Here is a 14116-nt window from a genome sequence, read left to right as displayed (position 1 = left end):
CTACTCCTTGGCCTCGAAGGCGCCGGCGGACCGGAGCAGCCGCAGGGCCGCGAGCGACGTCTGAAGGCGCTCGGAGATGGCACCCACCTCGGCGCTGGTCAGCGCGGAGTTGGCGTCCGCCACCTCGAGGTAGGTGGCCACGCCCGCCTTGAAGCTGATCTCCGTGAGGCGCTGCGTCTCACGCGCCAGCCCGAGGGCCTCCTCGGCCTTGGAGAGGTTGGCCTGGGCGTTCTCGTACTCCAGCCGGGCGCGGGACACCTCCTCCACCGCACGGGCCTCCGCCTGCTTCTGCTGGGCCGTGGCCTCGGCCACGCGGGCGGACTCCTCGCGCAGGTTGATCTCCCGGATGCCGCCGTCCCAGAGCGTCCACTGCGCGCTGAGCGTCAGCGCCCAGACGTCGTTGCGGCCCGTGAAGCCCGCGGCGTTGCTGAGCCGGTAGACGCCGGAGAAGCCCACCGAGGGCGCATAGGAGAACCACACGCCGTGCTTGCGGCCCAACGCCAGGTCCAGGTTGCGCCGCGCGGCGGCCACGTCCGGCCGCTGCTCCAGCGCCTGCTTCACCAGGTCCTCCTGCCCGGCGGGCACCTGCGGCACCGGCGGCAGCTCCAGCGTGAAGTCCGCGTCGCGCTGGATGAGCGTGGCGAGCGCCAGCCGCGAAGAGGCGAAGGCGTTGCGGGCCCGCACCAGATCCTGCTCGGCGCGCGCCCGGTCCAGCTGCGCCCGGAGGAGCGCCACCCGCGTCACGGTGCCCGCGTCGAAGCGCTTCTGCGTGTCCGACTCGCGCGCCTTGTTCACATCCAGGAGGAACTGCGTGGCGCGGATGGCCTCCTGGTAGCTCGCGGCGCCGAAGTAGGCCTGGGCCACGGCGAAGAGGATCTCCCGCCGCGCGTTGTCCGTGTTCAGCTCCGCCACGTCCTCGGCGATGCCCGCGTTGCGGATGGCGGGAATCAGCGCCGGGGCGATGATCGCCTGCCGCACCTCCGCCTGGGCGGAGAACTGATCGAACGGCTGGATGACGATCGTCGGACCGCCCGGCAGCGTCACCACCGCTTCATTGGAGTTGCGGGTGTAGCTGCCGCCTACCGACACCGTGGGCAGGTAGCCGGCCCACGCCCTGTTGGACAGGAGCCGGGACTGCTCCAGCCGGGCGCGCGCCACCTTCAGGTCCAGGTTGTTCTGGCGAGCCGCCTGGAGCGCCTCGTCCAAGGTGAGCACCGGAGTCGCGGCGCTCACTGTCAGCGTCACTGCGAGCAAGGCAATCATGCTGCCTCCGAGTCATGTGCCGGGCGCAGCTCGGAGAGCGTGTCGCCACCGTAGGCACGGGCCACCTCGGCCTCGCCCGTCTCCTCGGGCGAGCGCTTGGAGCCGAACTTCCGGCTGAACCAGGCCGAGGCATCATCGAACAGCGAGTAGGCCACCGGCGTCACCAGCAGCGTGAGCACCAGCGACAGCGTCTGGCCACCCACCACCACGCCGGCGGTGGCCTGGTTGAAGCTCGCGCCCACGCCCTTGGAGAGCAGCAGCGGAATCATGCCCGCCACGAACGACAGCGTGGTCATGAGGATGGGACGCAACCGGTCCTTGCTGCCGTGGACGATGGCCTCCAGCCGGGACTGGCCCTCGCGGCGCAACTGGTTGGTGTGATCGATCTGCAGAATCGAGTTCTTCTTCACCACGCCGAAGAGCACCAGCAGTCCGAGCATCGAGTACATGTCCAGCGCCTGCTTGAACACCAGCAGCGAGATGAGCGCGAAGGGCACGGTGAGCGGCAGGGACAGGAGGATGGTGATGGGGTGGATCCACGACTCGAACTGCGCGGCGAGGATCAGGTACATGAAGATGAAGGCCAGGCCGAAGGCGAGAGCGAAGTTGCCCACCGTGCGGCCGATCTCGCGGGACTGACCCGCGGGCCTCGCCGCGTAACCGGCCGGCAGCTTCGACTCGGCGATGATCTTGTCGAACTGCTCGACGATCTGACCCGTGCTCACGCCGGGGGCCGTGTTGGCCAGGAGCATGATCTGCCGCTGGCGGTTCATGCGGCTGATCTGCGAGGGGCCTTCCTCACGCTCCAGACGCACCACGTCCGTCAGGGGCACGGCGCCCAACCGGGCCGAGGGCACGGTGAGCTGGCCGATGTCCTCCACGCTCGCACGCGCGGACGGCTCGGCGCGCAGCCGCACGTCGTACAGGTTGCCGTTCTCCACGTAGGTGGACACGTCGAGGCCGCCCACCACCATCTGCAGGGTGCTGGCCACGTCGGGCACCTGCACCCCCAAGTCCGCGGCGCGCGAGCGGTCGATGTACGCGCTCACCTCGGGCTTGCCGATGATGAGGTTGCTGTCCGCGTCCGCCACGCCGGGGATCTTCTTCAGCTTGTCCAGCAGCATGGTGGCCTGCTTGCCCAGCTCGTCGAACTCGGGACCCGTCACCACGTACATGACGGCCGCCTGCGCACCCGCACCGCCGAAGAGGGGCGCGTTGGACACGCTCACCCGGTACTCCTTGGGCATCTTGGAGGTGATCTCCCGGCGCACCTTGTCCATGATGTCGTCCTGGCTGGCCGCGCGCTGATCCGGGTTGACGATCTTCACGAAGATGCCGGCCACGTTGGGCGTCTTGTCCGCGCCCTCGCCGATGGTGACGAGCGTGGAGGTCACCTCCGGAATCTTCTCGCGCATCTCGCGCGCGACCCGCTCGGTCACCAGCAGGGTGGAGTCCAGGCTGGTCCCCTCCGGCATGCGGACGCTCACCTGGAACTGGGCCTCGTCGCTCTTGGGGAGGAAGCCCTTGGGGACCTTGCCCATCAGCGGGCCGCACGAGCCGAGCGTCACCACGGAGGCGACGACGGCCACCCAGCGGTGCGCCATCACCCAGCGCAGGGAGCGCTCATAGGCCCGCTCCAGCGGCAGGTAGATGACGTCGGTGGCGCGCTCGAGCAGGGGCTTGCGGTGATGGGTCCCGTCCGCGGGGGGCGCCGGGCTCAGCCAGCGGGCGCACAGCATGGGCGTGAGGGTGAAGGACACCAGCAGCGACACGGCGATGGAGGCGCCCATCGTCAGGCCGAAGCTGCTCAGGAAGCGCCCGGGCATGCCACCCATGAAGGCCACCGGCAGGAACACCGCGAGCAGCGACAACGTGGTGGCGAGCACCGCGAGGCCGATCTCCTTGGTGGCCAGGATGGCGGCCGGGAAGGGCTTGAGCTTCTTCTCGTGGATGAAGCGGTGGATGTTCTCCAGCACCACGATGGCGTCGTCGATGACGATGCCCACCGCCAGCGCGAGCGCCAGCAAGCTGATGCTGTTGAGGTTGAGATCCAGGTACTTCATCACCGCGAAGGTGCCGATGATGGACGTGGGAATGGCGAGCGCGGCGATGACGGTGCTGCGCCAGCTTCCGAGGAACAGCAGCACCACCAGCGCGGCGAACAGGCCACCCAGCAACAGGTGCTCCTGCACCGCGTGGACGGCGGTGAGGGTGGTCTCCGAGTTGTCGCGCACCACCTCCAGCGAGTAGCCCGGCGGCAGCGACGCGCCCAGCTCCTTCACGCGCCGGCGCACCTCCGCCACGAGCGACACGGTGTTCTCACCGGACTGCTTGCGGATGGACAGCAGCACCGAGGACTTGCCGTCGCGCACGGCGGCCGTCTCCGGCTCCTCCTCCCCATCCTCCACCCGGGCCACGTCCTTCACGCGCAGGATGTGGCCATTGTTCTCGCGCAGCACGAGCTGGCCCAGCTCCTCCACGCTGGTGACACGCCCCCGCAGACGCAGGGTGTAGCGCTGCGGGCCCGTCTCGATGCTGCCACCGGGCAGCGACATGTTCTGCGAGGCCAGCGCGGCCTGGAGCTGTCCCGCGCTCACGCCCGCCGCCCGCATCCGCACCGGATCCAACCACACGTTCACCTGGCGCTTGCGTCCACCGATGAGCGTCACCTGCCCCACGCCCGGCACCGTCTCCAGCCTCCGGCGCAGCACGCGATCCGCGTACTCGGTGATCTCCCGCACCGGCTTCTCCGCCTGCACGGACAGGATGACGACGGGCACGGAGTCCGGATCGAACTTCTGCACCAGCGGCGTCTCCGCGTCCCGCGGCAACTGGTAGGTGATCTGGTTGATGCGGTCGCGCACCTCCTGCACGGCCACGTCGACGTTCTTCTCCAGCACGAACGTGATGATCACCGTGCTCACGCCCTCGGAGGTCGTGGACGTCATCTCGTCGATACCGGAGATGGTATTGACCGCCTCCTCCACCTTCTCGGTGATGTCGGTCTCCATCTCCTCGGGAGCGGCACCCCGCATGATCGTGTTCACCACCACGATCGGGAAGTCCACCTTCGGGAAACGATCGACGTTGAGCTTGACGTAGCCGGCGCCGCCGATCACGCAGATCAACAGGATGAGCACCGACGCGAAGACGGGCTTACGGACACAGATACTCGCGAGCCATTGCATGTGAGGTGCCCTCGACTACTGCAGCTTCTGGCCGTCGCGCAGATCCTCGCGCGCCACTGCCACCACGCGCTCGCCCACGCGAACGCCCGCCATCACACCCAGCGAATCCGCGGCGGACTCGCTCACCTGGACGACGCGCTCCTCGATCCGTCCGTCGCTCACCACGAAGAGCTTGCGGCGCGCCCCGTCCTCCAGCACCGCCGTGCGCGGCACCACCGGGAGCTGCTGCTCGCCCAGCTGCACCTTCGCCGTGGCGAACTGGCCCGGCAGCAGCGCGCGGTCCTTGTTGGGCACCAGCGCCTCCACCACCAGGTCACGCGTGCCGCGGCGCAGGCCCGCGCCCACGAAGGACACCTTCGTCTTGTGCACCACGCCAGGCGTCGCCGTGAGGGTGAACTCCACCTCCTGGTCCTTGCGGATGAAGGCGGCCGAGGACTCCGGCACGGTGAGTTCCAGGCGCAGCGGATCCAGCGCCACCAGCGTCACCACCTTGGAGTCCTGGCGGACGTACTCGCCCACCGACACCGCGCGCTCGGACACCACGCCGTCGAACGGGGCGCGGATGGTGGCGTCGGTCGCGGTGATCTCCAGCAGGGTCATGCGCGCGGTGGTGGCCGCGGCCTGAGCCGCCGCGTTGCGGCACTGGGCCTGGGCGCGGTCATGGTCGGCGGTGGAGACGGTGCCACCCTCGAAGAGCTTCTGGTTGCGCTCGCACTCGGCGTCGGCCAGGGCCTGCTGGGACTTGGCCAGGGCCAGCTGGGCACGGGCCTCGTCGAGGCTCGCCGCGGCGGAGCGCGAGTCGAGCCGCACCAGCACGTCGCCCTTCTTCACCACCGAGCCGCGCTCGACGTGCACGGACATGACCTTGCCCATGGCGCCGGCCGCCACGTCCGAGTCCTCGTAGGCCGACAGCGAGCCGGTGAGCGTGAGGAAGCGCGGAACCTTCGCCTCCCCCACCTCCACCGTGTCCGCCTTCACGGCGGACTCCTGCGCCGAGGCCGAGGCCTGCTGCGCCCCCGGCTTGCTCTGCGCGGCGTCCACCCGCGAGCCACAGCCCGCACCGAGCGTCAGCACCAGCCCGCCCGCAACCAGCACCTTGAACGTCGGCGCCATGCCCGTCCTGCCATTCCGAAGAAGCTTCTGCATACCTGTGCTCCCGTGGCCCCTGGCCCCCTCTGGGAGGGTCAGTTCCTCGGCCCGAGATAAGTTAGTGACTACAAACTAACTAATCCCCGGGGGGAGGGGAAATGTCAAGCACAGGATGCGGCAGGCAGGCAGGCGTCGCGGGGGGTTGCCGGTGGGCCCAAACCCCGCTCTCTGTCACGAACAGGTAAAGCCGGGGCGCTCACCAGCTGGAGCTGCCAAAGCCCGAGTCATTGCTGGAGCCGCTCGACGAGCTGTCGCTGCTGCTCCAGGAGGAGCTGGAGAAGCCCGAGTCGCTGGAGCTCGAGTCGCTGGAGCTGCTGAAGAAGGAGCTCGAGCTGCTCGAGGAGCTGGACTCGCGTTCCCTCTCGCGTTCTCTCTCTCGCTCCCGCTCCTCCTCGCGCCGCCGCTCCTCCTCGACATGTTGGGCCACCAGTTGTTCGGCCTGGGCGAGCGCCGTGAGGGCGAGCTGCCCGGCGTTCTCGGCGGCCTGCTGAGCCGCCGCGTAGTTCCCCTCGTGCAGGGCCGTGCGGGCCTCGGTGAGCCGCCGTGAGCCGGGATTCCCGCGAATGGTGATGCCGTAGGACGGGCTCCAGTCCTTAGCGCGCTTGATGGGGCCCGCCGCCTGTTGGATGGCCTGCACCGCACGCTCGGCCGCCGCCAGCTCGTCGCGCAGCGTGGCGGCCTCGCGGGCCGCGTCGACCTCGATCCGCTCGCCCTCGGCCGCGACCGCGAGCCAGTCGCCGTGGGGCACACCGAACGTGCCATTCGCCTTCTCGAGCGCACCACCCAGCGCCGCGATCGCCTTCATGGCGCGCGTGGTCTCCCGGCTGTCGGTGATGCCATCGGTCTCGGCGCGCCGCACCAGCACCTGGGCTCCCGCGAGCGCGGATTGGGCGGCGCGCAGGTTCTCCTCGGCGCGTGCGTGCAGGGAGTGATCATTCGCCGCGCTCAGCTGGACGCTGGTGAGCGCCTGGCTCGCCGCCGACAGCCGCTCGGCCACCTCGAGCGGGTTGCCGGGCACGACGCCCACCCTGGCGCGGGCCGCCTCCACCAGCTCCCGCGCCATCTCGAGCGAGCTCCGGGTGGGCAGCATGACGCGCGCATCGGCCATGTCGACGGCACACGCGGCGGCGAGCGCATCGGCCGCCGCGAGCAGCTGCGGGTTGCTGGCCTCGGCGGCCTGGAGCTGCCGCACCTTCTCCGTCAGCTCGTCGAGCCGGTGCGCGGCGAGTACCTGCTGCTCCCGCACCTGGGCGAGCCGGTCGGCGGCGGAGAGCAACCGCCCCTGGGAGAACATGTTGACCGCCGACTGGAGCATCTCCGCGGCCCGCTGCGAGTGCGCGGCGACCTCACGCAGGTTGTCCTGCACGGTGCCATTCGCGTTGGGGCGCACCGGATCATCCGCGCGCAGGATCAGCGCCGACGGCAGATAGCGGCGCAGGGCCTCCGCCATGGGGGCCTGGCGCTCAGCAGCGAGCCCCGAGAGCCGCCGCGCCTCGGTACGGAGCTCCTGGCACCACGTCTCGAAGCGGGCGTGCACCTCACGGCTCCGGGACACCAGTTGCGCCGCCTCGGACACCCGGGCCAGGGCCGCCTCCAGCCCGGTGCGCGCCGTCTCCAGCTCGCCGAGGTTCAGCGCCTCGCGGCCCTTCACGAGCGACTGCTCGCCCGAGGTGAGGCGCTCGGAAGGATCCCTCCCCTGCTCCCGCATCATCGACCCGGGCGTCAGCCCCATGGCCTGGCCCAGCCCGGCCCGTGCCGACGCGAGCTCCTCCGCCACCCGCGTCAGCCCGGCGCGGGCGCGTCCCGACAGCTCCACGAGCGTCCCAGCCTCCACCGCGCGCTGCTCCAGCCGCGCGACTACCTCGGCGAGTGCCGTCACGTCAGCGTCGGCCGGGCGCGTCACCAACGCTCGCGCCACCTCATCCGCCTGGCGGGTGAGCGTGTCGATCGCCTCGTCGAGCCACCTGCGGGAAAGCCCGGTGGACACGAGCGCCGCACCCGCACGCGCCACCAGGGGCAGCACCTCCGAGCGGCCACGCGTGAGCACGGACTGGAGCGCCGAGGTGTCCGCGCCCTGCCGACGCCCCTCGGCGAGCGGTCCGTGGAACACCCCAATCGGATCCGCCACGAGGAGCGAACGCGCCTCCACCAGGAGCGCCTCGAGCGACGGCACCACCTGCTCGAGGAGCGCGGGAACACGCAGTGCCACCGCCGCGGACTCCGCCGTGCGCACCTCGGCGATGAGGCGCTCCAGCGCCGCGGTGCCCTCCCCCGCCTGACCCGGCGCCGCCTCCAGCACCTCCAGCACCGGCAGGACGTTCCCGGCGCGCGTGTTGAAGGCCTCGATGAGCGCCTCGAACGAGAGCGAGAACGGCTGGTAGCTCGCGAGATCACCGATGAGCTTCTGCTCGGCGGTGGGACGGCCCCGCAGCACGAGCTCGATGCCCTCATCGGGGTGGAACGCGATCGGCTCGTCGCGCAGCAGGCGCGTGACACGCATGAAGCGCGAGGCCGTCAGCTGCGCCGCGAGCCAGTCCAGGGCGCCCTTGCCGGTGAGCAGCGCCTCGGCCTGCCCCAGCACGCGCGAGGCCCCGACGGACAGCAGGAACAGTTCATCCACCTCGGAGGCGAGCGCCAGGGCCCGCTCGCGCGTGGTGCCCGAGTAGCGCTTCTGGATCTCCTCGCGCGAGTGGCCCGCGGCCAGGTGGGTCCGGTCGAGCAGCCCGAAGAGCGCCTGCATCTTCTCGTCGAGGGCCTTGCGCCACTGGGCGTGGAGGTCGGCGGCCTTGCGCATGTGCGTGTTGCGCCGGGTCCGCGCGAAGACGAGGACGATGCCCGCGGCCACGGCGGCGATGCCCAGCAACACGTTGCGCCGGGCCGCCGCGGACCTGGCGTCCTCGAGCCCCTCGAGGGCCTTCTGATACGTCTCCTCGCTCAGGCGCAGCGGCTCGGTGAACGAGCGGTCCTGACGCTCGAAGGCCTCGCGCGCCTTGCGCAGCGCCGCGCGCATGTCCGCGATGTCCTGCGGAATGGCTCCCGCGTAGGGCTCCCTGGCGAGCGCTTCGAGCAGGCCGGCCAGCTCCCCCAGCCGCAGCTCGTGACGGGATGTCTCGGTCAGGAGCGTCTCCGCCTTCACGCGGCTCTCCTCCATCGCGTCGAGCAGCGCCCGGTGGTTGGGCGTCAGATGCCTGACGACGGAACGCGCCTGTTCGAGAGCCATGCGCGCATCCGCCAGTTCCGGCGCGGCGAACGCCTTCAAACGGTGTGTCTCCAGCCCGGCGAGTGCCTCCTCGGCCTTCTTCAGGCGCGAGAGGCCCTGCTCGTAGTCATCGAATCCGGAGAGCACGCCATCGATGGAGGCTCGCAGCTCCTCGAACGCCCGCTTCGCCTGGTCGAACCTCGGGTCGGGATCCAGGCCGCGCTTCGGCTCCCGCGGCTTCTGGCGCGTGGCGTCCCGGGCCGGTTCGAGGAGCGCGAGAATGCGGGTGGCCTTCACGCGCAGGCCAGCGAAATCGGGGTTCACTTGGGGCGCACCGGGTGGAGGTGCGCCCGCGAAGAGCCGCTGATGCCGCGCGGCGATCGTATCGAGCTCCGCCGGAATCCGCTGCAGCCGCTCACGCATCGAGGCGCGGGTGCTCTCTCGCTCGGCGAGGGCCCGCTCGCGCTCGGCGACCTCCTGTTGGCGGGCACGCTCCCGGTCCGCGCTTTCCTGCTCCAGGCGGGCCGCCAGTTGCTCATCGATGGAGGTGATGGTGTCGCGCACCGCATCGAGGATGCGCCCCCCACCGCGCATGGCGGCGATGGCCCGTGAATCCAGCTGGCCCTTCCAGTTCGCATCGCCCAGGCCGCGCCGGTCCTGCGCGTCGGAGCCGAAGTACGACAGGTTCCGGTCACGCACGGACAACAGGAAGATGGCGCCGTCCGGCTCCCCCGTCTCCGGATGCTTCAGCGAGCCGAAGGTGGTGCGGTTCGACAGCCCCTTGCCGAGCGCGTGCTGCACCGCCGCGATGTTCTCGAAGGAGGTGCCCGCCGCATCGACGAAGCGCTCGCCCTGCGCGCTCTCCAGGAGCACCACGGTCCAGTGGGGCCGCTGCATCAACCACGTCTCGAGCTCGCGAAGTTGCCCATCCGAGACACCGATGTCGCCCTTCACGTAGAGGTGCTGCGACGGCGACCAGAGCGTCACGATGTCCGTGGCGCTCGTGACGCGCTGGGGCTCGTCGGCCGCCCTGGCGGCCGGGCTGGCAACGGCGAGGGAGAGGAACAACAGACAGGCCGCGGCCAGGATGGGGCGCTTCATCGAGCCCGTTTATAGCTGACACCCACCGCGAAGTGGATGCCCCGGGAGTCCATGGCATTTCACGTAGCGCCCGGCGTGCCGTCCGGCCACTGATGAGGTAGAAGCAGCGCCGTGCCTGATGCTCAGATGAATCCAGAAGTGACCGTCGGCTGCCGCGCGCTGGACGTCGCGGATGAGGTTCAAGGCGCACGCGTGCCCGTGCGGATTCTCTACCCGGCGCGAGCCCCTGAACGGCTCGAGCAGTTCGGACCCTATCCGCTCGCGGTCGCCACCGACGCCCCGGTGGAAGGTGAGCGGCTCCCGCTCGTCGTCATCAGCCACGGGACGGGCGGGTCTCCGTGGACCTATCGCGGGATGGCGGTGCACCTGGCTCGCGCCGGCTTCGTCGTGGCACTGCCGGAGCACCCGGGCAACAACCGCTCCGACAACAGCCTGGCGAACACGGCCGTGAATCTCGCGAACCGGCCTCGCCACGTGCGCCTCGTGCTCGACGCGGTCTTCGAGGACGCGCAGTTGGGCCAGCGCCTCTCACCCGGTGGGGTGGGCGTGATCGGCCATTCAATGGGCGGCTACACGGCGCTGGCGGTGGCCGGTGGGCGCCCATCCTCCTTTCCGAACGAGTCGCCCGATGGGCAGGCACGAGCCGTCCCGGTCCTTCGCGATCCGCGGGTCCGCGCGCTGGTTCTGCTCGCGCCCGCGTCCCCCTGGTTCATGGCCGAGGGGGCGCTCGCCGGCGTCGACCTCCCCATCCTGATGCGCACGGCGGAGCGCGACGAGCACACGCCCGCCTTCCACGCGGACATCATCTCGAGAGGCGTGCCTCATCCAGAGCGCATCGACCATCGCGTCGTCCCGAACGCCGGCCATTTCTCTTTCCAGAGCCCGTTTCCCCCGGCGATGACGAAGCCCGAGTTTCCACCTTCACAGGATCCAGCGGGCTTCGACCGTGTGGCGTACCAGCCGGTGCTCCACGCGGAGATCCTGGCGTTCCTTCGGGCTTCGCTCGGGAGCGAAGCGCGTCCTGGGTGATGGAGCTCTACGCGTACACCTACGTCGGTCCGGAGGAGATACGCCGCTCCGTGGCGTCGTTCCCCGCTGGCACCTCCATCGTCTCGATGAGCGGCCTCGAGACGTGGCTCACGGCCAACCCCGACGCCCTCGCCGAGGGGGCCACATATGTCGTCGACCTCCAGGGCCGCTTGCGGCTCGCTCCGCGGAGGTCCGAGCACGTGGCGTGTGCGGGGGGCGAAGAGGTGCTGGCGGCCGGAGAGATCCGCTTCCGGAGAGCCAGCGGCCAGCTCACCGTGGCGGAGGTGTCGAATCAGTCCACGGGGTACTGCCCGGACACGGACTGCTGGACCGCGGTTGCGCTGGCGCTCGGATGGGCGGGCGTGAATCCGCCGCCGGGCTTCACGCGCGAGGTCATCTTCCGGCGCTGCACCCGCTGCGGCGAGCGCAACCTCGTCAAGGAGGGATGGTTCGTCTGCGTGTTCTGTGATGCGGACCTGCCGGCCAGGTGGAATGTCGGGTCCCGGCGCGGCATCCAGGTCGAGGAGCCCGCGTAGCACCGCGCACCGCTACGGACGGCTGGCCCTGCGCGACGCGGCACCGTGCAGGACGGTGAGCTGCCGCACCACCCGCTCGAACTGGGCCCGCAGCAGCGGGTCTTCCCCACCCGGGAGCCCGGACAGATCGGGCAATGGCACGGGTGGGCGCCCCTGTGCCACCGCGCCAGCCAGATCGTCCAGCACCTGCTCGATGGAGCTCGCGAAGTGCTCGAGGCCGGCCCGGACCCGTTCCGTCGCCTGCTCGTGGTGGACCGGCGAGAGGGCGATCACCGCGGCTCCGAAACGGCGGGTATAGGCGAGCAGGGTCATCAAGGGCTCCAGCGGCTCCGTGCGCCGCCGCGGCTCGGAGAGCAGCCGCTGGAAGGAGGCCTCCGCGTTGAGCGCCGCCAATCCCATCTTCCGCCGCGCCTCGCCGAGCGACGGATCCGGGCTCCCCGGGTTCCCGAGCCAGGCAGAGAACACCTCCCGGAAGTACTCGCGATCCGCCCGCAGCGCGGCCGCGAGCTGCTCGGGAAAGAGCTCCTGCTCCGGCCGCTCCCACAGCAGCCAGCTCCCCGCCAGCGCCAGGGCGCCGCCGAGGAGGGTGTTGAGGATGCGCACCCGGGCCAGACTCCAATCTCCGCTCCCCACCTCGGCCAGGAGCACGAAGGTGAGCGTGAGGAAGATGGTGTACAGCCCGTAATTGACGGAGATGACGGCCACGCTGATGGCCACGGTGAAGAACACCAGCAGCATGATCGCCCGCGGGTCATGGAGCCAGGCGGCGACCACCGCGGCGAGGATGCCTCCCACCATCGTGCCCACCACCCGCTGCAGCCCCTTGAGGAAGGTCGGCCCGGTGTACGGCAGCATGATCGTGAGCACGGTAATCGTCACCCAGTAGCCGTGGCTCAGGTTCAAGTGCGTGGTGAGCCAGACCGCGATGCCCGTGGTCACACCGACCCGGAGCGCATGCCGGAGCACGACCGAGTCCCAGGAGAGGTTCTCGCGGAGCGGCTCGAGCAACGGACGCCTCGGCTCGGCCAGGCCGGGCTGCCGTGGCTCCCCCATGGGGGAAGATGGGCGATCGTCCGCGAGGCGCGCGGCATTCTTCACCGCGCTCCCCGCGAAGTCCCGGAGCTGTGCCAGCAACCGGGCCGCGTGGAGGGCCTGGGCCCGATCGACGACGCGCATGACCTCGGTGCCCTCGGAGCGGGAGAGAACCTCCCGAAGGGCCTCCGGGCCCCACTCCAGCGAGGGCTGTTGCCTCGCCCGTCCTTCGGTCTCGGTGACACGCGCCAGCTCCTGGAGGGTCCGGGAGAAGGCGGCGAGGGCGCGCTCCACCTCTTCCTGGGCCGGGCGGACGCCGGTGCCGTGCGACAGGCTCTCCGTCACATCGGCGAGGGCGATCATCGCCTCGAACATCGCGTCGGCGATCTGGAGCAGCACCAACAACCGCTCCCCTCGCCCGCTCTCCGCGCGCCCGAGGCGGGTGGCCGCGAGGGTGTTGCGGGCCTCCTCCAGGGTCTCGCGCATCCGCCCGTGCTGGCCCTGGGTCAACGCCTGCCAGGCCGCGCCATCGGCCCCAGTGGAGAGCTGGCCCACCGCGCCCGCGAAGTCCGCCAGCGCCCGGAAGCACCGGCCGAGGGCGAGGCGCGCGGGCCGGTAGGGGCGGATCGGCCAGAGGACGAGCGAGAGCACCATCGCCCAGCAGGCGCCCCCGAGCAGGAAGCCCACCCGCGCCAGGGCATCGAGGAGCCCGGAGGCAGGCAGGGCCAGGGAGATGACGAAGGCACTCGCCGCGATGTTGCCCACGAAGCCCGCGGTGGCGCCGTACACGCCCGCGTAGTTGCAGGCCGTCACCCAGAAGAGGGCCACCGGGATGGCCAGGGCGGGATGGCTTCCGGCCAGTCCCCCCACGAAGACGGAGAGCGCCCCGGTGAGGGCCACTGCCCCCATGCTGGACGCGCGGGAGCGGTACGAGCCGCCCCTGTCCGCGAAGGAGGCGTTGAAGCCGCCCACGCTGAGCCAGATGCCTCCAGAGAGGTGGAAGACGCTGGCCACCAGCACGGGGAGCAAGGTGGCGATCGCCGCCCGGAGCCCCGCCTTCACCGCCGGCCGGACCGGGGCGAAGCGGGCCACCTCCTTCGCGTGTTCGAGCAGCCGCTGGGTGAGCATGAGGTCCGACGGAACTAACCGGACTGGCTCAAGGTGAGCAAGCCGAAGTGCCGCCGGACCCGCTCCGCGGGCTCGCGCAGGCCCGAATCCTCCAGCCGGCCAGCGGCCCACGCGATGGCCGGGTCCACGCGGGGAACGACGACGTAGGGCCAGGCGGGCGGCTTGAGGTGGAAGAGGATGTTCAACCCCAGCCGCAGGATGGGGCCGTTGATGACGAAGGCATGGCCGAGCAGCGACTCCCGCAGCAGCTCGTCATGCCGCGCCAGCCACTCCGCCCGCCTGCGACGCTGCTCGGCCGAGGCAATTCCAACCCGGAGCAGATCGGCGATCACCACGTGAGGCTCCCCGCGACGGAGGTAGGACGCAGAGGTGTCCAGGTACTCGTCGAACTGCTGATTCGACGGCTCCCCCACGAGCCGCAGAATGAGCAGCGGCCAGAGGGAGTCGTCGAACGTGCAGTAGCGCGATGCGGACATGATCCACGCGCAGTC

At 70.6% G+C, this 14116-nt stretch carries 8 protein-coding genes; 2 read left to right on the top strand and 6 right to left on the bottom strand.

What is annotated here, in order from left to right; genetic code table 11:
- The 4 genes from NR798_RS20330 to NR798_RS20315 all read right to left on the bottom strand — a co-directional run bounded on the left by NR798_RS20330 (position 1) and on the right by NR798_RS20315 (position 9900).
- Positions 1 to 1263 (bottom strand): TolC family protein, encoded by a 1263-nt coding sequence (locus tag NR798_RS20330; protein WP_375773148.1) that lies wholly within the window; start codon positions 1261 to 1263, stop codon positions 1 to 3.
- On the bottom strand, positions 1260 to 4451 hold the full coding sequence (locus tag NR798_RS20325) for an efflux RND transporter permease subunit (RefSeq protein WP_375773147.1): 3192 nt from the start codon (positions 4449 to 4451) through the stop codon (positions 1260 to 1262). Before NR798_RS20325 ends, NR798_RS20330 begins: the two co-directional genes overlap by 4 nt.
- Before the next feature lie 15 nt (positions 4452 to 4466).
- Positions 4467 to 5597 carry an efflux RND transporter periplasmic adaptor subunit gene (locus NR798_RS20320; protein WP_375773146.1) on the bottom strand — a complete coding sequence of 377 codons (1131 nt, stop codon included), beginning with the start codon at positions 5595 to 5597 and terminating at the stop codon, positions 4467 to 4469.
- A gap of 199 nt (positions 5598 to 5796) precedes the next feature.
- On the bottom strand, positions 5797 to 9900 hold the full coding sequence (locus tag NR798_RS20315) for a hypothetical protein (RefSeq protein WP_375773145.1): 4104 nt from the start codon (positions 9898 to 9900) through the stop codon (positions 5797 to 5799).
- 126 nt (positions 9901 to 10026) lie between these two features.
- Between NR798_RS20315 and NR798_RS20310 the strand changes: the two genes are divergently transcribed.
- Both NR798_RS20310 and NR798_RS20305 read left to right on the top strand, forming a co-directional pair.
- Positions 10027 to 10929, top strand: a complete 903-nt coding sequence (locus tag NR798_RS20310) for an alpha/beta hydrolase family protein (RefSeq protein ID WP_375773144.1) — start codon at positions 10027 to 10029, stop codon at positions 10927 to 10929.
- The gene (locus tag NR798_RS20305; protein WP_375773143.1) at positions 10926 to 11465 is read left to right on the top strand and encodes a hypothetical protein; all 540 of its coding nucleotides are present in this window, start codon (positions 10926 to 10928) and stop codon (positions 11463 to 11465) included. The genes NR798_RS20310 and NR798_RS20305 overlap by 4 nt, the downstream gene beginning before the upstream one ends.
- 12 nt (positions 11466 to 11477) lie before the next feature.
- Here the strand turns inward: NR798_RS20305 and NR798_RS20300 are convergent, their stop codons facing one another.
- The gene (locus tag NR798_RS20300) at positions 11478 to 13625 is read right to left on the bottom strand and encodes an FUSC family protein (protein WP_375773142.1); all 2148 of its coding nucleotides are present in this window, start codon (positions 13623 to 13625) and stop codon (positions 11478 to 11480) included.
- A 14-nt stretch (positions 13626 to 13639) separates the two neighbouring features.
- Positions 13640 to 14101: a hypothetical protein gene (locus NR798_RS20295; protein WP_375773141.1), complete on the bottom strand. Its 462-nt coding sequence runs from the start codon at positions 14099 to 14101 to the stop codon at positions 13640 to 13642.
- Positions 14102 to 14116 lie beyond the last annotated feature (15 nt).

The sequence above is a fragment of the Archangium gephyra genome (genome assembly GCF_042230915.1).
Classification (GTDB): Bacteria; Myxococcota; Myxococcia; order Myxococcales; family Myxococcaceae; genus Archangium; species Archangium gephyra_B.
The sequence above is the reverse complement of the archived record's forward strand: the minus strand, read 5'-3'. Positions and strand labels throughout refer to the sequence as shown.

Bases quoted from the DNA above. Each gene is read 5' to 3' on its own strand.
- NR798_RS20330 (WP_375773148.1), bottom strand. From the start codon at position 1,263: ATGATTGCCTTGCTCGCAGTGACGCTGACAGTGAGCGCCGCGACTCCG.
- NR798_RS20325 (WP_375773147.1), bottom strand. From the start codon at position 4,451: ATGCAATGGCTCGCGAGTATCTGTGTCCGTAAGCCCGTCTTCGCGTCG.
- NR798_RS20320 (WP_375773146.1), bottom strand. From the start codon at position 5,597: ATGCAGAAGCTTCTTCGGAATGGCAGGACGGGCATGGCGCCGACGTTC.
- NR798_RS20315 (WP_375773145.1), bottom strand. From the start codon at position 9,900: ATGAAGCGCCCCATCCTGGCCGCGGCCTGTCTGTTGTTCCTCTCCCTC.
- NR798_RS20310 (WP_375773144.1), top strand. From the start codon at position 10,027: ATGAATCCAGAAGTGACCGTCGGCTGCCGCGCGCTGGACGTCGCGGAT.
- NR798_RS20300 (WP_375773142.1), bottom strand. From the start codon at position 13,625: ATGCTCACCCAGCGGCTGCTCGAACACGCGAAGGAGGTGGCCCGCTTC.
- NR798_RS20295 (WP_375773141.1), bottom strand. From the start codon at position 14,101: ATGTCCGCATCGCGCTACTGCACGTTCGACGACTCCCTCTGGCCGCTG.